Genomic DNA, 26,191 nt, shown 5'->3' on the forward strand with positions numbered 1-26,191 from the left:
GACCCGCTGTCCCGGCTTGACCGGACGGGCAACGCCCGCAACAATCGAACCGGCGCATGAGCTCGAACCGGACCGTATTCGCGGCGCTTCCTGGCTCGCAGCTCGGCGGCGCGGCGTTTTGAATGGCGTTAACGATGTATTTGGCCCCTGCAGCACATGGATGCATGCGGGGGATTGCTCAGGCGCGAGTGACGCGGGTATAGACCGCGAGTATAATGAGAATCAGGATAAAGGCTGTCAGCGCCAGCACCGGAATCGTCACGAAGCCGAACCAATTGATGTAGTCGGTATCGCAAGGGATGAGGCCGCAGGCCGGCATGTTCGACTTCATCCAGTCCAGCTTTTGCAGCAGCACGTGGTACAGCGAGATGCTGCCTCCGATGGCCGCCAGCGGAAATCCGTAATAGATCACCCCACGGTCTTTCCGTACGGCGGCGACGCCGAACAAAATCGTAAGAGGATACATGAAGATCCGCTGGTACCAGCATAACGAGCATGGGATATAATGGCGCACTTCGCTGAAATACAGGCTGCCCATAGTGGCGACAAGCGCCACCAGAAACGCCCAGTAAAGAGCGTTTTCTTCAATCGTTTTACGGGACAACATGGCGAGGCGGCTCCTCCTTTTATCGATATGGACATGTCCTTCGCTATCATCTCGCATCTGCCCCGGAAAATCAACCCGAGAATCGGCAGCGGCGGCCGGCAGACGCCTGCGATTGCAGCAGTAAGCGTTGGGGTCGAGCGGAAAACAAGAAACTTTTTGCCGCGGGGATTCGTCATCAGAATCAATAAGTAGAACTCGCGCACGGAGGAGAATTCCATGAATCAGTCTGGGTATCGCGTTCGGCCCGCCGCGGAGACGCCGCCGCTGCCGCCACGATCCGCCGGACGGCGGGCCGGGCGCCAAGCGCGCGGCAGACCGCTCCGCTGGTTCGGCCGGCTCGCCGCGGCCGCCGCGCTGGCCGGAGCGCTCGCGGTTTTGTTTTTGTTCGCCACGCCGTGGGGTTCGAGCTTGCGCTACACGATGGCCGACACGCTGATTACGACGCAGCATCGCCATTGGGCGGCCTGGCTGATCGGCGAGCAAGGCCTGAAGGAGCGCGTGGCCCAATATAACAGGCAGTTCGAATCGTATGCCGAGCTGGAGGACGAGACCGTAGTCGCCGTGGCCGAGCCGCAGCCCGCCCCCGGACAAGAGACGCTCCCTCTGACCGAGCTGATCGAGGTGGAGGGAGACGGCTTCAAGGGACATCTGATGATCGTGCGCGATCCGCTGAAGGTGCGCCTCGGCGTGCCGGCCAAACCCGGCATGGGCGAAAAAGTATCCGAGATGGTTAAAAGAACGGGGGCGGTCGCCGGGATCAATGCGGGAGGGTTCGTCGATCCCGAAGGCATGGGCAACGGCTTCAAGCCGATCGGCCTCGTCATCTCCGGCGGCGAGATCTGGTACCGGGACGTCGGCATGGAGACGCCGACGCACGTGGTCGGCATCGACAAGACGGGACGGATGATTGCCGGCAAATACAAGCCGAACGAGCTGATCGAGATGGGCGTGAAGGAGGCCGTGTCGTTCTCGCCCCGGATCATTCTGAACGGACAGGGGCTGTTCAAGAGCGACAAGGAAGGCTGGGGACTCGCCCCGCGCACGGCGATCGGCCAGAGGGCCGACGGCGCGCTGCTGTTCCTCGTCATCGACGGCAGGCAGAAGCACAGCGTCGGCGCGACGCTGTACGACGTGCAGGAGGTGCTGCTGGAGCACGGCGCGGTGATCGCGGCGAATCTGGACGGGGGCTCGTCCACCGTGCTGGCGACAAGCGGCGGCCATGTCGTGAACAAACCGGCGAGTCCGTACGGCGAGAGGCTGCTGCCCACCGCGTTCCTCGTGTTTGAACAGCCGGACGGCGCCCCCGTGCGGAACGTCTGGGAAGGACTTAACCGGGAGCAGATCGATCCTTCCAAGTGGATCAAATAACGCGTGGCGAATCAGCCGCAGACACGGCATCCGCCGGCGCGGGGGGGGGGCAACCTCCCGCGCCGGCGGACGAACGGTTACTACCTCGCCGCCGCAGCCGCTTCCTCCTGTACGGACGAGGACTCGGCGGCTGCGGCTTCCTCGCGCGAATCGGCGGGCGTCTCGACGATCCCCAGCTTGGCCTTTTCCGGCTGCTCCGGTTCGATCACCGCCAGGCGGGCGGTCTCGGACTCCTCCGCTGCGGCCGCATGCATCCGCGCCAGCGATTCCTTGCGGAATTGACGGTACAGCTTCACCTCTTCGGCCAGCCGCCCCGTCACTTTCCTCAGCTTGCCGCTCCATTGCGCCGCCGCGAGCCCGACAGCATGGGCCGCATCCTGGGACTGGTTCCCGACTTTTGCCGCAAAATCCTTGGCGGCGTGGCCCGCTTCCTTCGCTGCCCGGCCAACGCGGGCGGCACTGCGGCCGACAAGCTTGGCCGCATCGGCCGAACGTTGGCCGAGCTCGCCTGCTGTCTGGCCCGCCTGCCGGGCCAGATCAAGACCCGCTTGGCCGGCCTGCTGCGATTTTTGCCGGATATCCCGGCGCAGCTCCTTCCCGGCTTTGGGAGCGAACAGCAAACCTGCCGCCGCGCCGGCGACCGCTCCGATCGCCGCTGCGATCCATACCGATTTCTTACTCATGATGCGCTCACCTCTGTTCGACTGGTTCATTCGTCCGCTTTGTCCGGGGAAGGGCGGGAGTCTCCGGCGCCGCGACGGGCGGGAATCCGGCGGCATAACGTGAGCAGCTCGACGGACCAGTCGAGCCATTCGCCGAGCTCGAACCCTTGGCGGGTTCGATCCGTCTCCGCCTGCTCCGTCTCCCTGTTCCCGTCCGGATGCTCGGCGCGAGGAGCCGCCTTGCGCCCGCGTCTGGTCCGTATCGGGTCGGCTCCCCTCCTCGGATTGCGCCCGCTGTCCGGCTCGAACCGTTCGGACAGCCGCACCGCCGCGTCGGCGCAAGCCCGCGCCGCTTGACCGAGCTGGCCGGCGGCCTGCACCGCGGATTCCAGCGTCTCCAGCTTGGCGCGCACGTCCCGGACGACGGACTCCGTCTCGGTCAACGTGCGGCCCGCCTGCGCGGCCGCGGCCTCCAGCTCGCTCGCCAGGGCGCCGATCCGGTCCGCCGCCGTGCCGATCCGAATCGCCGCGAACCATATGCCGGCCGTCACGCCGGCGGCCGCCAGCGCGGCGCTCCCCGCCAACAGGGCTTGCGCCCATGTTTCCCACATGTTCCCGCCACCTCCGATGGCTCCACCGGGACGAATGCCTAGGAATACATTATTATAAGTCGAACGATTGTCCCTGGTGACAGCCGTATTGCGCCCCGTTAGACGAACGGCGCGAAACCCGCTTATAATGATTGTATGGGCAAGAACGGAAGCCATACATATCGCAATAGCCGGGGGAATCGGAAGTGGAAACGAACGCTGGACTGGAACTGCTCCATCAAACTCGAATCGTCGCGATCGTGCGCGGGGTCCCGGCCGACAAGATCGTGCCGGTAGGACAAGCCCTGTACGACGGAGGCATTCGCGTGATGGAGGTCACCTTGAACACAAGCGGCGCGGCCGGCATGATCTCGGCGCTTCGGGAGTCGCTTGGGGATCGGATGTGGATCGGAGCCGGCACCGTGCTGGATGAGGACGATCTCGCAACGGCGGCCGAAGCGGGAGCGCAATTTATCGTCACGCCGAATATGGAGGAGAAGGTCATCGCGGAATCCGTCGCGCGCGGACTCCCGATCTATCCCGGCTGCATGACGCCGACGGAGATCGTCAAAGCCTGGAAGGCGGGGGCGACCGCCGTCAAGCTGTTCCCCAGCGCAAGCCTGGGCCTCGCTTACGTAAAGGAGCTTCAAGGGCCGCTGTCGCATATCCCGATGATGGCCGTCGGCGGCGTGACGCCGGACAATATCGGCTCCTTCTTCGATGCCGGCTGCGTGGCGGTCGGTATCGGAAGCGCGCTGATCAACCACGGAGAGATCGCCCGGAACGAGTGGGAGCGTGTAACCGCCCGGGCCGCCGCCTTCACGGAGGCGGTTGCCCGTTACCGGGAACGCGGCGCGGCCGGAGCCTGAACGCAATAAAGCGCCTGCGGACGATCGATGCCGGGAGCGTACTCCCGGATCAATCGCCCGCAGGCGCTTCTTTTTCCCCGTATGGCGCATGTCCGCCGGGACGTTCGGCCGAACCGCCATTCGGAACCCGGCGCGGCCGGACGGACGATGACTCCCGCGCTTCCCCGGCCGGTTCAATCCGGACGTGTGACCCGTTCCAGCTCGGCCAGAATGGCGAAAGCTTCTTCGTTGGACCGTCCGCATATCTCTTCGGACGCGCCGAAATCTCCGCAGACCGCGGGCCGCTCCGGCTTGCCGAACAGGGAACAACGATGGTCCGCTGTCAGTTGGACGCACCGGACTCCGGCCGGCTTGCCCTCCGGCATGCCCGGAATCGGCGTGGAGATCGAGATGACGATGCAGCAAGCGGCGCAGCCGACCCGGCATTCCATGCCGCCCGCTTACCCCCGCTCCGGACCGAGCTCTTGAAGCAGATAACGGTTGACCGCCTCCGCGAACTCGGCCATCATCCTGTCCAGCGATGCAAACAGCGGATGCGGGCGCTGACGGTCCAGTTTGTAATAATCCTGCACAAGCGGCTTGCGCAAGCGCACAAGCTCGGCCAGCTCCGACCCCAGCTCCGCGGAGAACACGCCTTCGGTCACCAAAATATCGACGATATCCTCATAGCTGCTGGCGTCCCGCATCAAAAAGCCGTCGATCAACAGGCTGCCGACATCGGTGACGGCTTCGATGGCCAAATGCAGCAGCCGCTCCTGCGCCAGCGCGTCGACAAGGCCGATTCCGCCTCCGTTCCGCGCCGCCTTCAGGCGTTCGACTCCCTCCGCGATAACGGGAACGAACGCCAACCGCTCGGATATTTGCTCCCGGTTTACATAATACATCGAACGATGCTACTCCTTCCGTTTCGGCTCCGGCGTTCCGGTCTCTCCGGATGCCGCTTGATCTCCTTGGGCCGCCCGCCTGCGCTTGGCTTTTTTCTTCGCCCAGCGCATCAGGACGAAAAATGCGACGACGATAACGAGAAGCACATACATGGCTTCCCGGACATCCTTCAGATCGGCCTCCGGCTTCGCCTCCTCGGGAGATGCCGCGGCCGCCAGCGCGACGGCGTGCAATCCGGCTTCGTTCATGCGCGCGCACCTGCCCAATGGTTGGTCGGGCCGTGTCCGCCGCCGATTCCGAGTTCTTCGCGGATGGCCGCCGCCACAAACCGTTTGGCCGAAGCGACGGCTTCCGGCAGCGGCTGGCCTTTGGCCAATCCGGCCGTCAACGCTGCGGAGAAGGTGCAGCCGGTTCCGTGCGTATGCCGGGTGACGTAACGCTCGCCCGGCAGTTCGACCAACTCCCGCCCGTCATACAGCACGTCCACGGGCTCGCCGTCCAGATGGCCGCCCTTCACGACCGCGGCTCCCGCGCCCAGCTCGTCGACGAGCCTGCGCGCCGCGCGCCGCTGGTCTTCCCTGCTGCGCACCGCTCTTCCCGTGAGAACCTCGGCTTCCGGCGCGTTGGGCGTCACGACGGCCGCAAGCGGCAGCAGCTTGTCCCGAAGAGCCGACTCGGCCTCCGGCACCAGCAGCCGCGCTCCTCCCTTGGCCACCATGACGGGATCGACGACAAGGCGCTTGATCCCCCGTTGTTCGGCGATTCGCGCCACCAGCTCGATCACCTCCGGTTTGGAGAGCATGCCCGTCTTGACCGCATCCGCGCCGATATCGTCCAATACCGCTTCGATCTGGAGGGCGATCCCTTCGACCGGAATATCGTAAATGCCGTGAACCCCCAATGTATTTTGCGCGGTAACAGCCGTAATCGCGGAGGCGCCGTACACGCCCAGCATCTGAAACGTCTTCAGATCCGCCTGAATGCCCGCCCCGCCTCCGCTGTCCGATCCCGCTATCGTCAGAGCCGTTGCCGTCTTGACCATAACCAACACTCCCCATTGTCGATTCTCTGTCAACAGTTTAGCCCCCCATCTTCGCCAGCGTCAAGTTGACGGGAGGCGAACATCGGGTCTATCATAGCTATATGAAAAAACATGCGCTACATTATATAACGACCGGCAAGATGTCCCTGAAGGATACCTTGTCGGTCGCTTCGTTGCCCGGCGTCTTGGAGGCGGTTCGGGCGTTTCATATCCGGGAGAAAGCCCGCTCCCCGCGCGAGGTGCTGGAGTGGGCGGAGGCGATGGCCGAAGCGGTCGGAACGGACCGCCTCTGGATCAACGACCGGGCCGACATCGCCGCCGCGGTCGGAGCGGGCGGGCTCCACTTGCCGGCCGCTGGGCTGCCGCCGCATGCGGCCCGCGCCGTATTGCCCCGGGGCTGCCGGATTGGCCGCTCCGTACATAGCGTGCAGGAAGCCGCGCAAGCCCAGGCCGAGGGCGCCGATTATCTGCTGTTCGGGCATGTGTACCCGACCGGCTCCAAACCGGGGCTGCCCGCCAGAGGTTTGGACCTGCTGGCCGAGATCGTGTCGTTCTCGGACTTGCCCGTGCTGGCGATCGGCGGCATCACGCCCGAACGGACCCCGGAGGTGCTGGCGACCGGCTGCGCGGGCATCGCCGTCATGTCGACCGGCTTCGAATCGCCCGACCCGGAACGGACGGCGCTCGCCTACCGCTCCGCCCTTGACGAATGCGACCGCGAACCGAAGCGGGTTTTCCCGCCGATCGCGCCGCCGCAAGGCAGTTAGAGGAGGAATGATCCCATGACAACGTATGACGCAGCGATCGCCGGCGGAGGCATTATCGGACTCTCCGTCGCGTACGAATTGGCGAAAACAGGGCGCAAGGTCGCAGTCGTCGATCGAGGACCTCTGCACGGCGAAGCCGTATCGGCGGCCGCCGGCATGCTGGGAGCGGAGGCGGAATCGCATCACGGCGGCGCTTTTTTTGAAATGTGCAAGTGGAGCCGCGGCTTGTACCGGTCCTGGGCCGAGGAACTGAAGGACCGGTCCGGCGTATCCATCGAATACGTGCCGGAAGGCATTATCCGGGCGGCGCTTGACGAAGCGGACGAAGCCGAGCTTCTCGCCCGCGCGGCCTGGAACTCGGAAGCGGAGTGGCTGTCGCCGGAGGAGATCGTCCGGATGGAACCGGAGGTTGCGTCCGGCGAGCTGCGCGGCGGCTATTATTTTCGCCATGACCATCAGGTTCATCCGCTCCGTCTCGCGACGGCGCTCCGGAGGGCCTGCGCGGCGCTGGACGTCGCGTTCCACGAAGACCGGCCCGTAACGTCGCTGCTGAAAGAAGGAAACCGCGTGACCGGATTGCAGACGTCGGCGGGACCGATCTTCGCGCAGCAGACCATTGTCGCCGCCGGATCTTGGAGCTCGTCGCTGCTGTCGCCGCACGGCATCGATCTGCCCGTCTTTCCGGTCAAAGGGCAATGCTACTCCGTCGCGCCGGAGAAGCCGCTCACCCGGCGGACGCTGTTCGTCCAAGGCTGCTACCTTGTGCCGAAGATGGACGGCACGATCTGGGTCGGAGCCACGCAGGAGGAAGCCGGCTACGACAAGACGCCCACCGTCGGAGCGATGGCCGCCCTGCACGCCAAGGCGGTCCGGCTGCTTCCCGCGATGGAGCGCGCCCGGTTCGTCCGCACCTGGGCGGGCTTGCGCCCCGGGACGCCCGACGGCCTGCCATGGATCGGCTTCGTCCCCGGAGTGGACGGCCTCCTGGTGGCTACCGGACATTACCGCAACGGCATCCTGCTGGCTCCGGCGACGGGCCGGTTGGTGAAAGAACTGGCGTCCGGGGAACCGTGCTCGTTCCCGATCGACCACTGCTCGCCCGCGAGGAGCGCGGACGGGCGCGGCGAAATCATCCGTTCATAAAAACAGCGGCCGCGACAAGCGGCCGCCATGACTATGGGGTAAAGCCGGTCTTCGTATCAAGGAGACCGGTTTATCTTTTTCCGATGCCGCACAGTCTCCGCTGCAGATCGACGATAACGTGATCCAACTCCTGACTGACGGCCACCACGCTCGGGTGCACCAGCGTTCCGGTCTCCCAGACCAGCCGCGACAAGCGATCCTGAAGCGCATCCCGCTGCTTCTCAAGCCTTTCGTCCTCTCCCATACTCGTCCTAACTCCTATCCGCCTTCACTTAACCAAAAGTGATTATAAGGGATCCCGATAGACAAATCCTAGAGAGACTTTTTAACTAATTTATCGCGGAATGCGCCAGTCGGCGCTAGTTTCCGACAATCTCCGACAAATCCCAAGGAGCTTTTGCGACAGCGCCGGGGCTTATGGCGTAACGCTCCAGCCGCGAGGGTAATCCTCGCCGAGTGATACCGGCAGGCGCCCCTCGGGACGCCGGCGTCCCGCCAGCACATCGGCGACCGCCCGCATCATCAGCGGCCGATTCTCGTAGCAGGCGAGATAAGCCGACACTTCCGGAAGTGCCAGCAGATCGTACGGATTGCGCGCGGCGACCGCCGTTACGCTCTTGCCCGGCAGCTCCGCCAGCTTCGCCGCCAGCTCCCGCTGCGCCGCAACGAGATGGGCGTTGTACGTCACCATGACGATTTGTTCGGCTTGGGCGGCGGCAGCCATGGCGTTTTCCATCTCCTGCCGCATCGGTTCCACGCCTATCCGCAGCTCGGTTACGTCCGGAAGCAGATCGGACAACGCGCGTCCCAGCGTCAGCTCCTGCGGGATGATCTCATCGATTTCCGTGGCGGCGCGCACTTCCGGCCAGATGACCAGCGTCTTCCGCTTTCCGCTCAGCGGCAGCGCGCCGCCTTTGTCGTGCACGAGCGTCACACTGCGCGCGCAGATGCCCGAAGCCGTCGCGAGGGTGTCGCCCGTCAGCAGCCGGCGGCGGAGTTCGGCCTCGCTTTTCGCCGTGCCTTCGCCGATACGGCGGGCCGCCTTGAGCCGCAGGATGCGGTCCACGGACGCGTTGATCCGCGCCTCGTCCAGCCGGCCGCTCCGCACCGCCTCGTAGACGGCTTCGAGCGCGGCCTTCTGCCGGTCGTGCCGGTGGCTGACCAGCACCAGATCGACTCCCGCAGCGAGCGCCGCTACCGCCCCCTCCGCCACGCCCAGCGTATCCGAGATCGCGTTCATCTCCAGACAGTCGGTGATGATGACGCCGTCGTAGCCGAGCGTGCGGCGGAGCAGCCCGTCGATCACCCGAGGCGAGACCGTGGCCGGGATGCCGTCTGGCTCGTACGCCGGGAAGACGACGTGGGCGGTCATGATGGCGTCGACGCCGCCCGCGATCGCGGTGCGGAACGGCAGCAGCTCAACCTGCTCCAGACGTTCGCGGGCGTGCGGCACGACGGGAACCTCGTGGTGCGAATCGGTCGCCGTATCCCCGTGGCCCGGAAAGTGCTTGGCGGCCGCCGCCACGCCGGCGTCGCGGTAGCCGCGAATCTGCCGCATGCCCAGATTGGCCACCGCTTCCGGCGATTCGCCGAACGAACGGACGCCGATGACGGGATTGTCCGCGTTATTGTTCACGTCGAGGCAAGGGGCGAAGTTGAAGTTGATCCCCATCGCGCGCAGCTCCCTGCCGGAACCGAGCGCCGCGCGGTAAGCGGCGTCGGGATCTCCGCACGCGCCGATCGCCATGCTGCCCGGCATGACGGTGACGCCGGCGTCGATACGCGCCACCATGCCGCCTTCCTGATCGATCGCGATCCACAGCGGAGGTTGTCCCGCCGACCGGGCCTCCGCCTGGAGCGCTTCCGTCAGCCTCCGTACCTGCTCCGGATCGGAGACGTTGCGGCGGAAGCAGATGACGCCGCCCAGCCCGTAATCCGAGATCAGCTCCCGGATGCCGTCGTCCGGCGCAAGACCGGGGAAGCCGCACACGAACAGTTGACCGATCTTCTCCCTCAGGGACATGTCCTTGGCCTTCCGGTGCCATACGTTTTCCGTTTTCGTCATGGACGATCCTCCTTAGTGAGGTGCCGCTCCCGGTATTCGGACGGGATCGTGCCCGTCAACCGCTGGAACACCTTGGTAAAATATCGCCGGTCGGCGTACCCGACCGCCTTGCCGATCTCCGTCACCGAATACGGCGTCTGCACGAGCAGCGTCTTCGCCTTCTCGATCCGGCTGCGCGTGACGTGCTCGACAAACGTCTCGCCGTACGTTTGTTTGAACAGCAGGCTGAAGTAGCTGTTGCTGATGCCCAGATGATCGGCGACGTCTTCCAACCCGAAGTCTCTGCCGAGATTGCGGCGGATGAATTCGCCGGCCTCCTTCATAAGCTGCTCCCGGCTTTTTTTCCTCGGAGGCCACTCCGCGCCCGCCGCCTCCGCTCCGGCGGCATCGGCCCGCGCGGACTGCCCGTCGAAGGCGAGACGCCGCTCCTCCAGGCGCTCCCGTATGTCCGACGCCAGCTCGCGAATGGTCGTCTCCAGCCCTTCGTAATCGATCGGCTTCAGGATATAGTCGCTGACGCCGAGACGGATCATCGTCCGGGCGTATTCGTAGTCCTGATACCCCGTAATCATCAGGACGCGCACGTCGGGCTGCGCCTTCTTGAGCGCTTCGACAAACCGCAAGCCGTCCATATTCGGCATGCGGATATCGCTGAGCACCAGATGCGGACCGTGCTCAGTCGCCAGCGCCAAAGCCTGCTCGCCGGTTCGGGCGAGCCCGACCACTTCGATATCCAGCCGCTCCCATCGAATAACGGCGTTCAGGTTCTGCAAGATGTGCAGCTCGTCGTCCGCGATCAACGCTTTAAGCCTCATGGTTCATCCCTCCGGCGAAGCGGCATGCATCCTCTAATCGTTGTGCCGTATCCTTCCGCACTGCAAATGGTGATTCCGTAACGGCTGCCGTACATGATCCGAATCCGGTCCGCGACGCTGCGCACGCCAAGCCGCAGATGTTCCCGGCCGACGGGCGTCGGGGACGTCTTGTCGTCCGGCTCCGATCCGAAGCGGGCGAGCCTGTCCGCCTGAATGCCGCGGCCGTTGTCCGCAACGTAGAAGACGAGATCGCCTCGTTCCTCGCGGATCTTGATCGTGATGCGGCCGGTGCGGTCAAGCCCTTCGAAACCGTGCTGCAGGCAGTTTTCCACAAGGGGCTGAAGCGTCAGCTTCGGCATGATCCGGTCGCCGAGCTCGTCGGGTACGACGATCTCGTAGACGAAGCTGTCCACGAACCGGAACATCTGGATGTCGAGATAGCTTCGCAGATGCTCGATCTCCTGGCTGACCGTAATCTCCTCGTCCGGATGAATGCTGATGCGAAGCAGCTTGCCCAGCTTCTGCACCATCTGGCTGACCTGCCGGCCCTGGTTTTGAATCGCCAGCGTGTTGATCGACTCCAGCGTGTTAAACAGAAAATGCGGCTTGATCTGGGCCTGCATCAGCATCAGCTCCGCCCGGTTCTTCCGGTCCTGCTCCCGCTTCACTTCCTCCAGCAGGTCCTCGACCCGCCCGATCAGACTGTTGAAGCCTTTGGCCAGCACGGTCAGCTCGTCGTTGCCCGCGACCCGCAGCCGGGTCGACAGATCGCCGCGTTCCACGCGCTTCATCGACGCGACGACCCGCAGGATCGCCCGGACCGTGCGGCCGACAAACACATTGTTGAACAGCAGCGCCGACGCCAAACCGAACAAGAGGATCGCTCCCACCGCTTCGAGCAGCAGGTTGACTTCCCCCGTCACATACTGCAGCGGGGCGATCGAGACGATACGCCAGCCGAACACGCCCATGTCCTCCAATCCCAACGGCGAAGACATCACCATGCTGGGCGTGCCGAGGAAATCGGTTTTGCCGCTGACAAGACCGTCCGATTCCAGCACGAATTCCGGCAGTTCGCCCCCGATGCGTTTCCCTTCCAGCTCGCGCCGGTTGTCGTACAGGACGATGCCCGATTGGCCGACGATGAGATACCGGTAGACGCCCTGGTCGCCGCTCGCGTACGGGCGGAAGATCCGGTCCAGTTCGCTGAACTGGAACCGCAGCGACAGCAATCCGCGGTTGTCCATCGTATAGAAATCCTTCACGACGCGGATCTGGTCGAAATACCGGAGCGAGCCGGTCAGCTCGGGATATTCCTCGGGCCCGATCCACAGCGGCACGCCGTTCAACTGCTTGATCCGGTTATAGACGGGATGCTGGATCAACTGCTCGTACGGAATGGCCGGGATCGAGTCGCGTCCCGCGCGAATGATCAGGTTGTCCTTGCCGTACAGCGCCACCGCCTTGATCGGGTTAAACGTAAGCAGCGTCTTCCGCAGCGTGTTCTCGTAAAACGGCCACTCCGAGATTTCCGCCGCCGAACCGTCCAGCACGCGGTACAGCGATTGGATTTCGGGCTTCACCAGCCAGACGTCGGAGTAATAATTGGCTTCCTTGAACATATAGCCGATATTGCGGCTCATCGCTTCGATCGTCGTCGCCGACTGCTCGTTGAACTTTTTCTCGATGATCTGCTGGCCGAGCATGTAGGAACCGATCCCCAAGCCGATTAGCGGAACGATCACGAACAACGTGAAAGCGAACAGCAGCTTTTTCCTCAGGCTCATACGTCCGCTCCTCCTCCAGCCGCAGCCTTCTCTGCGCTTACCGGACCGACGTCCGGTTGGCCGATTCCTGTGCCCGCTGAACGGCCTGAACGACTTCCTCGGCCGTGGACTTGCCGGCGAGCAGCTCCTGCATGCCGAATTCCAGCGCTTCGCGGGTTTTGGGCTGGATGATCGAGTCAAACGCCGGAAACGTGCCTTTCGCTTCGCGGGTGACCCGGAACACTTCGGAGATGATCGGGTTGACGCCGCTGATGTCGGTCAGCTTCATCGCGGGCAGCAGGCTGTCTTCGGTCAACTGCCGCTTCTGCATCTGCTCGTTGTACATCGCTTGGATAAACGCTTTAACCGCCGCAAGCTTGTTGCCGGACAGCTTGGAGCTGAAGCCGTAGCCGTTGGAATAGCTGGTGTTGATCAAGCCGTCGCCCGGACCGCCCATCGAAGGAAAATTGATAAAGCCGACATCCTGGGCCACCTTCGAGATCTGCGGATCGACCATCTGCGAGACGACCCAGGAGCCGTCGAACATCATCGCGGCCTTGCCGTCGCTGAACGTCGTCTGCTGCTCCGCGTAGGAGAGGTTTTGGTTTCCGGCCTGGAAGTAGCCCTCCCGGACAAGCAGCTCATATTTTTTAAACGCCTCCAGCACGTCCTCGTCCGTCCATTTTTTCCGGCCCGTCACGAATCCCTCGACCGAATCCGCTCCGGCCGTGCGCACCCACATCGTGTTCAGCATCATGTTGATGACCCACGCATCCTTGGAGGCGAAGGCGAAAGGCGTCACCCCGTTCGCTTTGAACGTCTCCGCCGCGGCCAACAGCTCCTCCCAGGTGGTCGGCGGCCGGACGCCGTACCGGGCGAATATTTTTTTATTGTAGAAAATGCCTTCGGCGTACCCGGCCATCGGCAGCCCGTATACGTTGCCGTCGACGACGAACTCGTCCAGGTTGTAAAACTTGTCCTTCAGCCCCAATTCTTCGATGATCGGAGTCAGATCGAGCAGCCGTCCCGCCTTCACGTAATCCCTCGTGTCGGTTCCGCCGAACAGGTCGAAAATATGCGGCGGATTGCCCGCCACCATCTCGGCGCGCAGCTTGTCGAAGCGGTTCACCGCCTCCTCCACCCCGTCGAGCTCGAATGCCGCGCCCGGCACTTCGGCTTCCGCCGCCCGGACGACGTCGCGGAGCAGCTCCAGCCGTTTGCGGTTCCAGTCGCGGATCTGGGTATGGCGCAACGTGACCGTGAAATTTTCGACCTTGTTCGCCGCATTCCCGCCCCCTTTCGCCAGATTGAAACCGTTTCCGTTTTCTCCGTAGCCGCTGCAGCCCGCCAGCGTTCCTCCCGCGGCCAAAACCGCGCCAGACAAAACGATGCCGGCCAGTTTGTTCATAACCATCCCCCTAGACAGCCGTCCGGATTCGCAAGCGCTTGCGACACGATGCCTTCAAGATTGATTATAGTCGGGATTGCCGCCTCGCCACAGATGAAATATGCCCTGCGCAGGGGGAAAAATCTCTAATAAATGGATGCGAAAACGTCGCGGCGGCTTCTGCGGCGGCCTCCTCTTCTCTCCCGGATATAGGGTCTGCCGCCTAATTCTTTCGCGTTTCAGGGAGGATTTTCCTGTTACGGGCCCGTCTTGCTCTGAAAAAAAAGAAGGCGCTCCGCCTTGCGCGGAACGCCTTCCTCTTTCCTCTATGCCGTCTCAAGCGGAGCGCGTGTCGAACCACAGCGCGGCCGCGCCGACGATGCCGGCATCGCCGCCGAGCGCGGCTTGTTCGATGCGCAGCGATTCCACCATCGCCTTGATGCCGTAGCGGTGAAGCGTCTCCTTCATGGGCCCGAGCAGCGGCTCGCCGATCCGGGACGCGCCGCCCCCGATGACGATCACCTCGGGATTGACCAGATGCACCGCCCCCGCCAGCGCAAAGCCCAGCGCGGAGCCGGCGTCCGCGAGAACGGCCAGCGCGTAGGCGTCGCCTTCCGCCGCCGCTTGGCCGACCAGCCGGCTGGTCGCCTTCGAGGCGTCGCCGCCGGCCAGCTCGCCGACGCGGCCGGTCGGCCTTGCGCCCGAAGCGATATCCGCCGCGACGGTGCGGGCGATCGCCGTGCCGGAGGCGTACAGCTCCACGCAGCCGCGGTTGCCGCAGGGACAGAGCGGCCCGTTCCGGTCGATGGAGATATGCCCGATCTCCCCGGCGCTGCCCGTCGCCCCGCGGATCAGCTTGCCGCCGCTTACGAAGCCGCCGCCGATCCCCGTGGAGACGGTGATGAACATACAGTCGTTCGAGCCTTTGCCCGCGCCGTGCTTCCACTCGCCGTAAGCCGCGCCGTTGGCGTCGTTCTCCAGCAGAACGGGCAATCCCGTCAGCCGCTTCAGCTCGTCGCCGATCGCCACGTCAGTGAAGTTCAGGTTGGACGCGTAGCGGATCACGCCGTTTTCCGCGTCGAGCGCGCCGGCCGCGACGATCGCGATTCCTTCCGGCGGCAGCTCGTCAGGCCCGGCTGCCGCCCGCAGCGAGGCGACGCTGGCGGCGATCGCCCCGATGACGGCGGAAGCGCCGCCTCCGACCGGCGTCGGCTTCTCCTCGCGGCGCAGAATCGCGCCGCTCTCGTCGATGACGGCGGTCAGCAGCTTGGTGCCGCCGAGATCGACGCTGACGCACGTCCTGTTTCTTCCGCTCATTCGACCGTCCCTCCGTTCTGGAAGTCGATCCATTCGCCGCCGAGCATCACGTTGCGGACGGCATGCGCCTCTTCGTCGAACAGCAGCAGGTCCGCGGCGAAGCCGGCGGCGATGCGCCCCTTGCCGTTCGCGCCGACGATCCCAGCGGGAATCGAGGTGGCGTGCGGCAGCGCCCGATGCAGCGGGAGGCCGTGCTGGGTCATCAGGCCGCTCAGCGCCGCCTGCATCGTCAGCGTGCTGCCGGCGAGGCTGCCGTCGCCCTTCAGCCGGGCGACGCCGTCGCGCACGACGACCTCCAGGCCGCCCAGCGAAGAGTCGCCGTCCGGCATGCCGCTGGCCCGCATCGCGTCCGTGACGAGGCAGACGCGGTCGCCCTTCACCTGACGGACCAGATTGGATGAAGCCGGATGCAGATGGTGGCCGTCCATGATGAGCTCCGTCGACAGCTCCGGATGCAGCAGGATCGCGCCGACGACGCCCGGCTCCCGGTGATGGAACGGGCGCATGCCGTTGCAGCAGTGCACGGAGTGGGTCACGCCCCAGCCGATCGCCTGCTTCATGATGTCGTAGGTCGCGTCGGTATGGCCGCAAGCGGCGACGACGCCGTTCGACACCGCGTAGCGGATCGTCTCTTCCGCGCCTTCCGTTTCCGGAGCGAGCGTCAGGATGCGGATCAGCCCGGGATGGCGCGCCGTCCATTCCTCCAGCCATTCGCGGCGGGCCGGCGAGATGTGCGCGGGATTCTGCGCGCCGGGATACTTGTGGCTGATGAACGGTCCTTCCAGATGCACGCCGATGACCGCCCGCCCGAGCGGCGACGAACGGCGGAACGTCTCCACCGCCTCAAGCGCCCGGTCGATATCCTCCTTCGAAGCGGTCATCGTCGTGGCGACCAGCGACGTCGTGCCGTGGCGCAGATGGTGCGCGATCATCGTCCGCAGTCCCTGCGGATCGGCGTCCATGACGTCCGCTCCCGCTCCGCCGTGCACGTGCAGATCGACGAAGCCGGGCACGATCGCCGACGTCCCCGCATGAACCGCGTCGACCATCTTGCCGGCGGCGGCCGCCTTCTCGCGGACCGAGGCGAGCGCGGACGGAAGCCCGTCCTCCCCGGGCGCCCGCACCACTTCCGAGATGGCACCGTCCTCGACGACGACGACCCCGTAATAAGGCTCGCCGCCCAATCCGTCGGCGATCTTCCCGGCTACCGCATAGACGTCGGATCGGCTCATACCGGATTCGCCCCTTTCGCGGATTCGATCAGCGATGCCGGCAGTTTGGACGCGGCGGCCTCGTCGAGCACGACGGTGACGGAACCGTGAAGCTGCAGGAACGAAGCCGGCAGCTCCGTCGTGACCGGGCCGGTGAGCGCTTCGGCGACGATGCCCGCTTTGCTTTCGCCCTGGGCGACAAGCACGATCTGCCGGGCTTTCAGAATCGTACCCATGCCGACAGTGATTGCCTGGGTCGGAACTTCGTCGATCGAGGCGAAGAAGCGGCTGTTCGCTTCGCGCGTCTCTTCCGCCAGCTCGACGACATGGGTTCCGGCCGTCAGCGACGGTCCCGGCTCGTTGAAGCCGATATGGCCGTTATGCCCGATGCCGAGCAGTTGCCAGTCGATGCCTCCGATGTCCTCCAGCGCCTTGTCGTACCGGCGGCATTCCGCCTCCAGATCCTTCGCCTGTCCGTTCGGAATATCCGACGCGGAAGCCGGCAGGTCGATATGGTCGAGCAGGTTCTCCCGCATAAACGTCCGGTAGCTCTGGGGATGGCCGCCGGGCAATCCGACGTACTCGTCGAGATTAAACGACCGAGCGCGGGCGAAGCTGATCTTGCCTTGTTTGACGAGGGAGATCCATTCCTTGTAGAACGGGATCGGCGTCGATCCCGTCGCCAGCCCGAGGACGCTGTCCGGTTTCGCCTGCAGTTGGCGGGCGATCAGCTCACCTCCGAGCTTGCCGATTTGTTCTTGGGGCACGATGTAAATTTTCATGATGGGGATTAGGCCTCCTCTTTTTTGCGCTGCACCTTGGCATGCGTTTCTTCCAGACGGCTGACCGTCGACTCGAAGGATTGGCTGACCAGCGACATATACAAAATGTCGATGACGTGGGACAGCGCGATCCGGGAACCGATGTTGCCCCGTTTCATGCCCGCCTCCGTCGCCGTCACCCACAGGCCGATATCCGCCAGCTTGTGAAGCGGATTCGCGCCGACCTGCGTGATCGAGATCACCGTCGCGCCGTTTTCCTTGGCGACTTTTGCGGCCTGCAGCACTTCGTAGGTTTTGCCCGAATACGAGATGGCCACCGCGACGTCGCCCTTGCGCAGCAGCGCGGCCGAAGTCAGCATGAGCTGCAAATCGCTGTAGGCGTGGCTCCAACGGTCCAGCCGCAGCCACTTGTGCGCCGCCTCGAACGCGACGAACGACGAGCTGGCGACGCCGAAAAAGACGGTTTTGCGCGCCTCGATCAGCGCCGCAACCGCCTGCTTCAGCAGCTCGGGCGACAGCACGGACGCGGTGTCCTCGATGCACTTCTGCGCCCATTGCGACAACTGCGCGACCACCTCGGAAGGCTCCATGTTGGGACGGATATCCTCGTATCCCGCCAGCGAATGGTCCGCCGCCTCCTCCTGCCCGAGTCTCGCGGCGATATCGAGCTTCAGCTCCTGGAACCCGCTCACGCCGAGCTTCTGGGACAGGCGCGCGATCGTGGCGACGCTCGCCTCCGCCGCTTCCGCCAGCTTGTGAACCGACATGCGGCATACCGTCTCGGGCTGCGCAAGAATGTACTGGGCGACGCGCTTTTCGGCAGGCTGAAGCGTCGGGAGCATGCTGGCAAGCAGCGTCAGCGAAGATCCGGTGATGTGCATGGCGTCCACCTCCAAACGGCCAGCATATGTAACTATATTACCTGTTTAATTCATCATACAGGAAACATTGTTACATATCAAGAGTTTGCCGCCCGCTTTTGCCCGATCCTCCCCGAATTTTCCGCCGCCTTTCCCCGATCCCCCCAAGGCCGCCCTCGTTTTAAAGCGCTTTAACTTCGCCGCGATTTTATTGACATTTTTTCAAAGAAACCTATCATAAGCATTAAAGCAGCCTGACCACGCCAACAGGCGGCCGCTTGCGCGCGATCCCCGGGGGTGTGTCCAACCGTGAGATTCAATATTTTCGACGTCGCCAAAAAATCCGGCTTGTCCGTCGTGACGGTTTCCCGCGTGCTGAACGATTCGCCTACCGTGCGGGAGAAAAACCGGAAGAAGGTGCTGGATGCGATCAAAGAACTGGGATACCGCCCCAATTCCGCGGCCCGCAGCCTGGCGCGTGGCAAAACCGGCATCATCGGCCTGACGCTGACGACGCTGCAGGATTCGCTTTTCGACAATATCGTCAAAGCCGTGAACGAAGCGCTTGAGGAATACGGCTACTTCCTCGCCATCTCGATCAAGGGCCAATCCGTACGCGACGACGGGAATACGGACCACTTCCTGTTTCAGAAGGACCGCGTCGACGGCATCATCGTGCTGTCGCCGACGGACGAAGACGAGTACGTGTTCGAGCTGAAGCGCAAAGGAATTCCGTTTGTGCTGGTGGACAACCAAAATCCCGCCGCGCAGGCGTCGACCGTCAATGTCGACAACTACCAAGGCGGCCGCGACGCGACGGAGCATCTGCTGAAGCTGGGCCACAAAAAAATCGTGCATATCGCCGGTCCCGAACTGTTTCTGAGCTCCCGGGAGCGCAAGCGCGGCTATTCGGACGCCATGACGGCCGCCGGCCTCACGCCGATGATCGAGCAGGCCGCGCAATTCTCCATCCGCGACGGATACGCGGCCGTAGCCCGCTGGCTGACGGTCGGTGAGCTGCCGAGCGCGGTGTTCGCGGCGGACGACTTCATCGCGCTCGGCGTCTTCGAGGGGCTGCGCAACGAGGGAATCCGGGTGCCGGAGGACGTGTCGATCGTCGGCTACGACGACCAGATGTTCGCCGGCGAAGTCCGTCCCGGCTTCACGACGGTCCGCCAGCCGGCGGAGCGGATGGGACGGGAGGCCGTCTCCCTGTTGATGAAAGGGCTGAACGGCGCCTCCAAACGGACGGCGGCCGTCCAGCTTCCCCCTCAGTTGATTGTCCGGGGCTCGACCTCGGCTCCCCGGGACGTATAACGTTCATCCCGGACCAAAACCGGAGGAACGGCAACGCGACTTCTTGGCTGGGGAATGACGCACGCGGCGGGTTGCGGGAAAGCGAGAGGGAGAGAATATTAAAGACGCATCCCTCGGGAATGCGTCTTTTTTGCCGCGGAATCGGCTTCTATCTCAATATAACCTAAAGGACGGGATCGGAGGATCGGCATCCGGTTCCGGCTGCGTCGGCAGGGAGCGGGCAGGCGCGTTCTCGGCGGCATTCCGCAGGGGGCTCCCGGCGCAGCCGCCGCCGATCCGCGAGGCCGCCAGCAGCCGGAGCTCCATGCGGCGGACGATTTCCCGGCTCATGCGTTCATGATCTGGCGGTAACTTCCATCGCATCGCTACCCGTTCTCCTCTTCCGCATCCAGTTGCAGCAAGCAGACGACTTTTTTCCGGTATTTCTCGGATTTGCGCGCGCCCGTAACCAGATTGGACAACCGGTACTCCGGAATGTTGTTCCTCAGGCAGAACTCCTTCTGGTCCATCTGCAGCTCGGCCAGCCGCCGCTTGATCGCCCAGCCGAAGGGCGTGATCGGTTTTTTGCGAGGCATTGCCGCTCCCCCCTTATCCGACGGTTGGATCATGTGTTAAGATATGGTTCGTACACTTCTATTATAAGAAGAAATACTCGCATTTTCAACACGCATTTGCGTATTATTGCGTATTTCTTCCAAAAGAACAAGGTGGTCTCATGGCCAGACAACAACATCCATCCGGCCAAAACGGCAATCCCCCCGCGGAATCGGCCGCCCGTCCGGCCGGCCGCGGCGAAGAGATTTACCGCCGGATCGAGCAGTTGATCCGATCGCAGGGCATCACCCAAGCGGAATTCGCCCGCTCCATCCGCGTCTCGACCGGGAACGTCGGCGATTGGAAGCGCGGCAAGTCGATGCCCGGCGCCGGCGTGCTGATCGACATCGCCAAAACGTACCAGATTTCGCTGGATTGGCTGCTGCTCGGCCGGCAGAGCGATCCACAGCATCTGCGGGAGGAAGACGGCGTTTATTTTTTTGCCGACAAGTGGCAATTGGATAGCCGCTTCGCGAGCTTGTCCGCCGAAGAGCAGGCGTTCGTCCGCGAATATATCGATTTCTGCCTCGAACGCAGACGGAAGTCTTCTCAGGAACCGCGCCGGGAGCCTGCCGGTTCGGACGGGAATTCATAAGAAAGGTTCTGCTGAAAACGGAAACAGCCCGGCCGCCCCTCATCGGGGGCGGCCGGGCCGCATGTATGGTTCCCCTTCCCTACGCCAGGCTCCACAGAGCCGGGACAACGGGAGGCTCCCAGCCGGGCAGCGACGTATGGGACTGGATGCAGCGGTACGTCTGGCCGTTGTAGACGACCAGATCTCCAACCGCGTAGCTGACGTAGGGCGCCCACGCCGAAGGACCGCCGGAGCCGGTCGTCGTCGCCTGGATCGACGTCCCCGCCGAGACGTTGCCTGCGGCATCTCTGGCCTTCACCGTAAACGTGTAGGTCGTGCCCGCGCTCAGGCCGCCGATGACGGCCGTCGTTCCCGTCATGTTTACGCTCGATGCGCCGTAAGACACCGTGTAACCCGTCACGCCGACATTGTCGCTGGAGGCGTTCCACGCCAGCGATACGCTGTTTGCGGTGACGGCGGTCACGCGCAAATTCGTCGGGGCCGTCGGCGGCGTCGTGTCGCCTCCGCCTCCTCCCGATCCGAACTGGTTCAAATACGCCCGATGGCTGGTCGAAAATTGGTAGTTGTTGTATTTGTCCCAGTTGATCGACCATGTCATAAGCCCTTTCAGACCGGGATAACCGGCGCCGTTGCGAAGCACGTAGCTGCCGCCGAAGGACTGGCCTTTGATGAGATAATCCAGCGCCTTCTGCACGTTCTCCGGAGTCGTATAGCCGCCGCCGGCCGCTTGAGGCGATGCGGGCAGACCTATCAGGATTTGTTCCGGACGCAAGGCCGGGAACATGTTATTCGGATTGTTCGCGACCGGGAACCCGGCCAGCAGCATCTCGGCCATGGCGACATGGAAATCCGGCGTACCCTGCGAGTAGGATCTGCCGTCGAGCCCTATCATGCTGCCGGAGTTGTAATGCTGAACATGCAGGTAATCAAGCTCGTTGCGCAGGTTGTGGATCAAGGGGAGATACGCGCCCCAGATCCCGCCGTACGTGCTTGCCCCGCCTTGCACGTAGGCCGTCTCCGGCGCCATGGTGAGCAGAAAGTCCGGGCCGTAGCTGTTCAAAATTTCCCGAGTCGCGGAGATGAGGTTGACAATTTTGGGCGAGGTCGGATTTTTGAAATCGGCATCTCCAGGATTTAAGGACAGGGAACTGCCTTCCAGATCGATGTCGAAGCCGTCGAACCCGTACGTGTTGATGATCGATTTCATTGTGTTGACGAACGTTTGCCTGGCTTGGCTCGTCGTCAGTTCAACCGTGCCGTTGGCTCCTCCGACGGAGATGAGCACCTTCTGCCCCCGGCTCTTCAGAAACGCGATATCGGATTGAAATTCGCTGACCGTCGCGTTGTACGGCGTGAACGACATGTTGCCGCTGGAGGCTCCTCCGACCGGCTCGGCGAAGGCGACCTGAATCACGTCAAAATCCGGCGAAATGTCGCGCAGACGAATATTGGTGGAACCGTTATCGAAATTATGCCAATAACCCACGATGATTTTTTTGCCGGTTGAGACAGCCGCCTCGGCCTTCGAGACGCCGAACTGCAATCCGGCGACAACCAGCAGCAAGGCCAAAACCGCCCTGCACGCGCGCATAACCGCCAATCCCATACTCGGCAGCGCTCTCATCATCTCATGTCTCCTTTCAGTCTCTCGGATTTTCGAGGGGGTTGAAAGCGATTTCAAAGGGCTGCAAATCCTTTGATTCAACACCTCCTTTCGCAATCGGATCCGGACGTCGGGACCGGTGCGGCCATGAGAGGCACGAATAGAGTTCGACTGCTGGTTCGGATGCTGGCGGGGAACAAGCGGCGGGAAAATACGTGGCGTATCTCTATTTTGACGGAAAGGGATTCGTCAATGAAAGGAGATTTTCCTATAATCGGAGGGGAAATATCTCTACTCGCAAGCAGACGCGCGGGCTGCCCCCGGCCGGTCCGCCGGAAACGAAAAACGGCCCGCCTGTCCCCGAGCCGGGACCGGCGAGCCGTTACGATTTTACGGACAGACGGTAACCTGAACGCCGGCCGCTTCAAGCGCCGCGCGCTGCTCCGGAGCGATCCTCCGGTCGGTCACGATCTGCGAGATTCGCGACAGGTCGGCGATCTGCGCGAAAGCCTGCCGCCCGATCTTGCTGGCGTCCGCGAGCAGGACGACGGAATCGGCGATCTCGATCATCTTGCGTTTGACGATCGCCTCCAGCTCGCTCGATTCGCTGACGCCCCGCTCGGCGTTTATGCCCTTGCAGGAGATAAACGCGCGATCGACGTGGTACGTCTCCAGCGAGCGTTCCGCGAGCGGCCCGACAAACGAATAATAGCCCTTCGCCAGCGTCCCGCCCGTGCAGATCACTTCGATCTGCGGCTTGGCGTCGAGCGCAGTGGCGACCATCATGGAGTTGGTCAGCACCGTCAGCGGCATGTCCGGCAGCATCGTTGCGACATACCAGGCCGTCGAGCTGGCGTCGAGGATGATCCGTTCCTTCGGCCGAATCCACCCCGCGACGGTTCTCGCGATCTCTTCCTTCTGCTCGCGGTGGCGAATCTCCCGCTCCCGGAACGGCGCGTCCCGCTCCTCCTCGCGGATGCTGATCGCGCCGCCGTGGCTTCGCTTCAGCTTGCCTTCGTTCTCCAGCCGGTCCAGATCGCGGCGGATCGTCTCCTCCGTCACGCCGCATACCTCCGCGAGCTCGGTCACCCGCATGCTGCCCCGTTCGTTCACCCATTCGACGATTCGTTGCAATCGCTCCGCTGCAAGCAAGGCTTTGTCCTCCTGTATCAACGCCGGCGGCCATGAACCGCCTTGACCCGCAATTCGCGGCCGGAGCCCCGGCCGATCAGACGACGTACCGGACGAACCGGCCGTAAGCGTCTTCCCATTCGTTCTTATTTTGCGGCTCGTATTCGCGGATGTCAATCGATGCCGCGATCCAGCGGCGCGCCTCGGCCAGATCGGACAATCGCCCGTTCGCCATGAATTGCGCCGCCAGATTGCCGATGGCGCTCGCCTCGACCGGGCCGGCCCAGACCGGGCGCCCGATCGCGTTGGCCGTGGACTGGCAGAGCGCTTCGTTCTGGATGCCGCCGCCGACCATATGCAGGCCGCCGTACGCGATTCCGGTCAGCCGCTCCAGCCGCTCCAGCACGTAACGCGCTTTCAGCGCCAGGCTGTCGGTGACGACCCGCATCACCTGCGCCTCCGTCTCCGGCTCCGGCTGCCCCGTCTTGCGGCAGAACGCCCGGATCGCCGCCGGCATGCCGGCGGGCGCGAGGAACGAGTCGTCGTCGGGATCGACGAACGCCAGGAACGGCTTCTCCCGCGCCGCCAACTCCGCCCACTCGCCGTACGAGCGGCGGACGCCCTGACGGTCCCACAAGCGCTTGCACTCTTGAATGAGCCACAGGCCCATGATGTTCTTGAGCAAGCGGTACGTGCCGCCGAGGCCGCCCTCGTTCGTGAAGTTGAACCGCATGGCGTCGGCTCCGAGCACGGGAACCGCCGTCTCCGTGCCGAGCAGCGACCATGTGCCGCAGATGAGGTAAGCGAACGGCTTGCCGTCCGCCGCAGGCACGCCGGCCACGGCGGACGCCGTGTCGTGCTCCCCGACGGCGACGACCGGTATGCCGGGAATGCCGAGCTCCTCCCGGACGCTCGCGCGCAGCGTGCCGATCACCGTCGCCGGTTGCGCAACTTCGGGCAGGATGCCGGACGGCAAGCCGAACCGCTCCAGCAGCTCGGTATCCCAACGCCGCGTGCTTGCGTTCAGAAACTGCGTCGTCGAGGCGTTCGTGTATTCGCCGAACGTTTGACCGGTCAGGAAATACCGCAGCAAATCCGGGATCATCAGCAATTTGTCGGCCGCCTCGAGCAGCGGCGATTTCTCCCGCTTCATCGCCCATAGTTGGTACAGCGTGTTGAAGGGCAGAAACTGCAGGCCGGTCCGCGAGAACATTTCTTCCTTGGGCACGATCTGCCAAGCCGCCTCCATCAAGCCGTCCGTGCGCGAATCCCGGTAGTGGACCGGGTTGCCGAGCAAGTCGCCGTTGCGGTCCAGCAGACCGAAATCCACCGCCCAGGAGTCGATGCCGATGCTGTCGATCGGGCCGTCGGCCGCCCGCGCCGATGCCGCAAGTCCCAGCTTGACCTCATGATACAGGCGCAGGATGTCCCAATGCAGCCGGCGTCCCGCGCGCACCGGCTCGTTCGCGAAGCGGTGCGTCTCCGTCAGGACGAGCCGGTCGTCCTTCGTCCACTCGCCGACGATCGCGCGTCCGCTGCCCGCTCCGAGGTCGAACGCGAGCGCTTTCACCAGCTTGCACCGCCCTTGCCGCGAGCCGCGATCTTCTCCGCGTACCCGCTGGCGAGATACGCCTTCATCGGGTCGGCCGGCACGCCCATCTCCTCGCGCACGGCCCGGAGCAGCGGCGTGACGTCGCATTCGAACGCGCTGCGCACGGCGTTCTCCGCGGCCAGCACGTCCTGGCGCTCCTGCGCCTCGCGAAGCTCGTCGAAGTTGATGAGCAGCGCTTTGGCCAGTTGCGTCTGCACGTTCAGCACGGAGCGGATCATCGCCGGTATTTTCTCCTCGATATTATGACTCTGGTCGATCATGTACGCGATCCGGGCGGCATTGGCGGCCACGCCCGGATCAGCGTCGCGCTCCGCGTCGAGAATCTGATAGAAGATCAGGAACAATTCGTACGGATTGATCGAGCCGACGATCAGATCGTCGTCGCCGTATTTCCGGCTGTTGAAGTGGAAGCCGCCGAGCTTCTTCTCGCCGAGCAGGTACGCGACGATATGCTCGATGTTCGTGCCCATCGGATGGTGGCCCGTGTCGACCAGCACTTCGGCTTTCGGGCCGAGCTTGTTCGCCATGTTAAACGCCATGCCCCAGTCCGCGAGATCGGTATGGTAAAAAGCCGGCTCGTAGAACTTGTATTCAATCAGCATGCGCATGTCGTCGTCCATCGCGTCGTACATTTCCTTCAGACACTCGTACATCCAGACCACCCGTTTGCGGATGTCCGCCTGCCCCGGATAGTTCGTGCCGTCCGCGAACCAGAGGCTGAGGTCTTTGGAGCCGACGGTGCGGGCGATCTCGACGCACTCCAGCAGATGCTCGGTCGCTTTGCGGCGGATCGCCGGGTTGGAATTCGTGACGCTGCCGAGCATGTAGTCGTCGTCCTGGAACAGGTTCGGGTTCACCGCACCGATGCCGATGCCCAGCGATTCCGCATGCGCTTTCAACGCGGAGTAATCGCTTACTTTGTCCCACGGAATATGCACGGCGACGGTGGGACAGACGCCCGTGAATTTGTGGACCTGCGCGGCGTCCTCCAATTTCTCGAACGTGTTGCGCGGAACGCCGACCTTCTGGAACGTTTTGAACCGGGTTCCCTGATCCGCGTATCCCCACGACGGCGTCTCCACCTTCAGAGCCTTCAACCGCTCTTTGACTTGCGCCAGATCGATGCCCCGCTCCTTCTGCTGCTCTTCGAAAAGCTGATAGGCGCGATCGCTCATGCCTAGCTTCCCCTCCCGGATATGGTCT

General features: G+C 63.6%; 28 protein-coding genes. 6 read left to right on the plus strand and 22 right to left on the minus strand.

Translation table 11 applies throughout. The features are described from left to right. Nucleotides 1-178: 178 nt before the first annotated feature. Nucleotides 179-607 (minus strand): disulfide oxidoreductase, encoded by a 429-nt coding sequence (locus FE781_RS05625; RefSeq protein WP_138788618.1) that lies wholly within the window; start codon nucleotides 605-607, stop codon nucleotides 179-181. 216 nt (nucleotides 608-823) lie between these two features. Between FE781_RS05625 and FE781_RS05630 the strand changes: the two genes are divergently transcribed. Beyond that, entirely contained in the window at nucleotides 824-1,975 is a 1,152-nt protein-coding gene (locus tag FE781_RS05630; RefSeq protein WP_138788619.1) for a phosphodiester glycosidase family protein, read from the plus strand. A gap of 80 nt (nucleotides 1,976-2,055) precedes the next feature. Here the strand turns inward: FE781_RS05630 and FE781_RS05635 are convergent, their stop codons facing one another. Beyond that, the gene (locus FE781_RS05635; protein ID WP_170209424.1) at nucleotides 2,056-2,658 is read right to left on the minus strand and encodes a YtxH domain-containing protein; all 603 of its coding nucleotides are present in this window, start codon (nucleotides 2,656-2,658) and stop codon (nucleotides 2,056-2,058) included. A 26-nt stretch (nucleotides 2,659-2,684) separates the two neighbouring features. Beyond that, nucleotides 2,685-3,248 (minus strand): DUF948 domain-containing protein, encoded by a 564-nt coding sequence (locus tag FE781_RS05640; protein ID WP_138788621.1) that lies wholly within the window; start codon nucleotides 3,246-3,248, stop codon nucleotides 2,685-2,687. 185 nt (nucleotides 3,249-3,433) lie between these two features. Here FE781_RS05640 and FE781_RS05645 point away from each other — a divergent pair, with 185 nt between their 5' ends. Further along, nucleotides 3,434-4,096: a bifunctional 4-hydroxy-2-oxoglutarate aldolase/2-dehydro-3-deoxy-phosphogluconate aldolase gene (locus tag FE781_RS05645; RefSeq protein WP_138788622.1), complete on the plus strand. Its 663-nt coding sequence runs from the start codon at nucleotides 3,434-3,436 to the stop codon at nucleotides 4,094-4,096. Between the two features lie 173 nt (nucleotides 4,097-4,269). Here FE781_RS05645 and FE781_RS05650 read toward each other — a convergent pair whose 3' ends face one another. The 4 genes from FE781_RS05650 to thiD are packed head-to-tail and all read right to left on the minus strand — an operon-like array spanning nucleotide 4,270 to nucleotide 6,023. After that, complete coding sequence (locus tag FE781_RS05650; RefSeq protein WP_138788623.1) at nucleotides 4,270-4,527, minus strand: YkgJ family cysteine cluster protein; 258 nt, start codon at nucleotides 4,525-4,527, stop codon at nucleotides 4,270-4,272. A gap of 9 nt (nucleotides 4,528-4,536) precedes the next feature. Then, nucleotides 4,537-4,980, minus strand: a complete 444-nt coding sequence (locus FE781_RS05655) for a DUF86 domain-containing protein (RefSeq protein ID WP_138788624.1) — start codon at nucleotides 4,978-4,980, stop codon at nucleotides 4,537-4,539. Nucleotides 4,981-4,989: 9 nt separating this feature from the next. Further along, a complete protein-coding gene (locus tag FE781_RS05660; protein WP_138788625.1) occupies nucleotides 4,990-5,229 on the minus strand; it encodes a hypothetical protein in 240 nt (79 codons plus the stop codon). Beyond that, nucleotides 5,226-6,023 carry a bifunctional hydroxymethylpyrimidine kinase/phosphomethylpyrimidine kinase gene (gene thiD, locus FE781_RS05665; RefSeq protein WP_138788687.1) on the minus strand — a complete coding sequence of 266 codons (798 nt, stop codon included), beginning with the start codon at nucleotides 6,021-6,023 and terminating at the stop codon, nucleotides 5,226-5,228. The genes FE781_RS05660 and thiD overlap by 4 nt, the downstream gene beginning before the upstream one ends. A gap of 140 nt (nucleotides 6,024-6,163) precedes the next feature. Here thiD and FE781_RS05670 point away from each other — a divergent pair, with 140 nt between their 5' ends. Together FE781_RS05670 and thiO are read left to right on the plus strand one after the other, a co-directional pair. Continuing rightward, nucleotides 6,164-6,790, plus strand: a complete 627-nt coding sequence (locus tag FE781_RS05670; RefSeq protein ID WP_170209425.1) for a thiamine phosphate synthase — start codon at nucleotides 6,164-6,166, stop codon at nucleotides 6,788-6,790. Between the two features lie 15 nt (nucleotides 6,791-6,805). Then, nucleotides 6,806-7,933 (plus strand): glycine oxidase ThiO, encoded by a 1,128-nt coding sequence (thiO, locus tag FE781_RS05675; RefSeq protein WP_138788627.1) that lies wholly within the window; start codon nucleotides 6,806-6,808, stop codon nucleotides 7,931-7,933. A gap of 70 nt (nucleotides 7,934-8,003) precedes the next feature. Here thiO and FE781_RS05680 read toward each other — a convergent pair whose 3' ends face one another. From FE781_RS05680 to FE781_RS05720, 9 genes are all read right to left on the minus strand, one after another. Continuing rightward, a complete protein-coding gene (locus FE781_RS05680) occupies nucleotides 8,004-8,177 on the minus strand; it encodes an aspartyl-phosphate phosphatase Spo0E family protein (RefSeq protein WP_138788628.1) in 174 nt (57 codons plus the stop codon). A gap of 171 nt (nucleotides 8,178-8,348) precedes the next feature. Next, on the minus strand, nucleotides 8,349-9,998 hold the full coding sequence (nagZ, locus tag FE781_RS05685) for a beta-N-acetylhexosaminidase (protein ID WP_138788629.1): 1,650 nt from the start codon (nucleotides 9,996-9,998) through the stop codon (nucleotides 8,349-8,351). Next, entirely contained in the window at nucleotides 9,995-10,813 is an 819-nt protein-coding gene (locus tag FE781_RS05690; RefSeq protein WP_138788630.1) for a response regulator transcription factor, read from the minus strand. The genes nagZ and FE781_RS05690 overlap by 4 nt, the downstream gene beginning before the upstream one ends. Then, the gene (locus FE781_RS05695; protein ID WP_138788631.1) at nucleotides 10,810-12,600 is read right to left on the minus strand and encodes a cache domain-containing sensor histidine kinase; all 1,791 of its coding nucleotides are present in this window, start codon (nucleotides 12,598-12,600) and stop codon (nucleotides 10,810-10,812) included. The genes FE781_RS05690 and FE781_RS05695 overlap by 4 nt, the downstream gene beginning before the upstream one ends. Nucleotides 12,601-12,637: 37 nt before the next feature. Continuing rightward, nucleotides 12,638-13,987: an extracellular solute-binding protein gene (locus FE781_RS05700; RefSeq protein WP_138788632.1), complete on the minus strand. Its 1,350-nt coding sequence runs from the start codon at nucleotides 13,985-13,987 to the stop codon at nucleotides 12,638-12,640. Between the two features lie 315 nt (nucleotides 13,988-14,302). Beyond that, the gene (locus FE781_RS05705; RefSeq protein WP_170209426.1) at nucleotides 14,303-15,283 is read right to left on the minus strand and encodes an ROK family protein; all 981 of its coding nucleotides are present in this window, start codon (nucleotides 15,281-15,283) and stop codon (nucleotides 14,303-14,305) included. After that, nucleotides 15,280-16,515 carry an N-acetylglucosamine-6-phosphate deacetylase gene (nagA, locus tag FE781_RS05710; RefSeq protein ID WP_138788634.1) on the minus strand — a complete coding sequence of 412 codons (1,236 nt, stop codon included), beginning with the start codon at nucleotides 16,513-16,515 and terminating at the stop codon, nucleotides 15,280-15,282. Before nagA ends, FE781_RS05705 begins: the two co-directional genes overlap by 4 nt. Then, nucleotides 16,512-17,276, minus strand: coding sequence for a glucosamine-6-phosphate deaminase (gene nagB / locus FE781_RS05715; protein ID WP_138788635.1), 765 nt, complete (start codon nucleotides 17,274-17,276; stop codon nucleotides 16,512-16,514). The genes nagA and nagB overlap by 4 nt, the downstream gene beginning before the upstream one ends. 8 nt (nucleotides 17,277-17,284) lie before the next feature. Beyond that, nucleotides 17,285-18,157, minus strand: coding sequence for a MurR/RpiR family transcriptional regulator (locus FE781_RS05720; protein ID WP_138788636.1), 873 nt, complete (start codon nucleotides 18,155-18,157; stop codon nucleotides 17,285-17,287). Nucleotides 18,158-18,445: 288 nt separating this feature from the next. On the opposite strand from FE781_RS05720, the gene FE781_RS05725 reads away from it, so the two are divergent. Continuing rightward, nucleotides 18,446-19,453 (plus strand): LacI family DNA-binding transcriptional regulator, encoded by a 1,008-nt coding sequence (locus FE781_RS05725; RefSeq protein ID WP_138788637.1) that lies wholly within the window; start codon nucleotides 18,446-18,448, stop codon nucleotides 19,451-19,453. 153 nt (nucleotides 19,454-19,606) lie between these two features. Here FE781_RS05725 and FE781_RS05730 read toward each other — a convergent pair whose 3' ends face one another. Next, nucleotides 19,607-19,816 (minus strand): hypothetical protein, encoded by a 210-nt coding sequence (locus tag FE781_RS05730; RefSeq protein WP_138788638.1) that lies wholly within the window; start codon nucleotides 19,814-19,816, stop codon nucleotides 19,607-19,609. A gap of 2 nt (nucleotides 19,817-19,818) precedes the next feature. Next, on the minus strand, nucleotides 19,819-20,028 hold the full coding sequence (locus FE781_RS05735; RefSeq protein WP_138788639.1) for an XRE family transcriptional regulator: 210 nt from the start codon (nucleotides 20,026-20,028) through the stop codon (nucleotides 19,819-19,821). Nucleotides 20,029-20,168: 140 nt separating this feature from the next. Here FE781_RS05735 and FE781_RS05740 point away from each other — a divergent pair, with 140 nt between their 5' ends. Further along, entirely contained in the window at nucleotides 20,169-20,642 is a 474-nt protein-coding gene (locus FE781_RS05740) for a helix-turn-helix domain-containing protein (protein ID WP_138788640.1), read from the plus strand. A 79-nt stretch (nucleotides 20,643-20,721) separates the two neighbouring features. On the opposite strand, the gene FE781_RS05745 is transcribed toward FE781_RS05740, so the two are convergent. From FE781_RS05745 to rhaI, 4 genes are all read right to left on the minus strand, one after another. Further along, entirely contained in the window at nucleotides 20,722-22,269 is a 1,548-nt protein-coding gene (locus FE781_RS05745; RefSeq protein ID WP_138788641.1) for a carbohydrate-binding protein, read from the minus strand. Between the two features lie 366 nt (nucleotides 22,270-22,635). Further along, complete coding sequence (locus FE781_RS05750) at nucleotides 22,636-23,397, minus strand: DeoR/GlpR family DNA-binding transcription regulator (protein ID WP_138788642.1); 762 nt, start codon at nucleotides 23,395-23,397, stop codon at nucleotides 22,636-22,638. Nucleotides 23,398-23,473: 76 nt separating this feature from the next. Beyond that, complete coding sequence (locus tag FE781_RS05755) at nucleotides 23,474-24,946, minus strand: rhamnulokinase (RefSeq protein WP_138788643.1); 1,473 nt, start codon at nucleotides 24,944-24,946, stop codon at nucleotides 23,474-23,476. Then, nucleotides 24,943-26,163 carry an L-rhamnose isomerase gene (gene rhaI, locus FE781_RS05760; RefSeq protein ID WP_138788644.1) on the minus strand — a complete coding sequence of 407 codons (1,221 nt, stop codon included), beginning with the start codon at nucleotides 26,161-26,163 and terminating at the stop codon, nucleotides 24,943-24,945. Before rhaI ends, FE781_RS05755 begins: the two co-directional genes overlap by 4 nt. Nucleotides 26,164-26,191: the final 28 nt, after the last annotated feature.

The organism is Paenibacillus thermoaerophilus, from assembly GCF_005938195.1.
Taxonomy (GTDB): domain Bacteria; phylum Bacillota; class Bacilli; order Paenibacillales; family Reconciliibacillaceae; genus Paenibacillus_W; species Paenibacillus_W thermoaerophilus.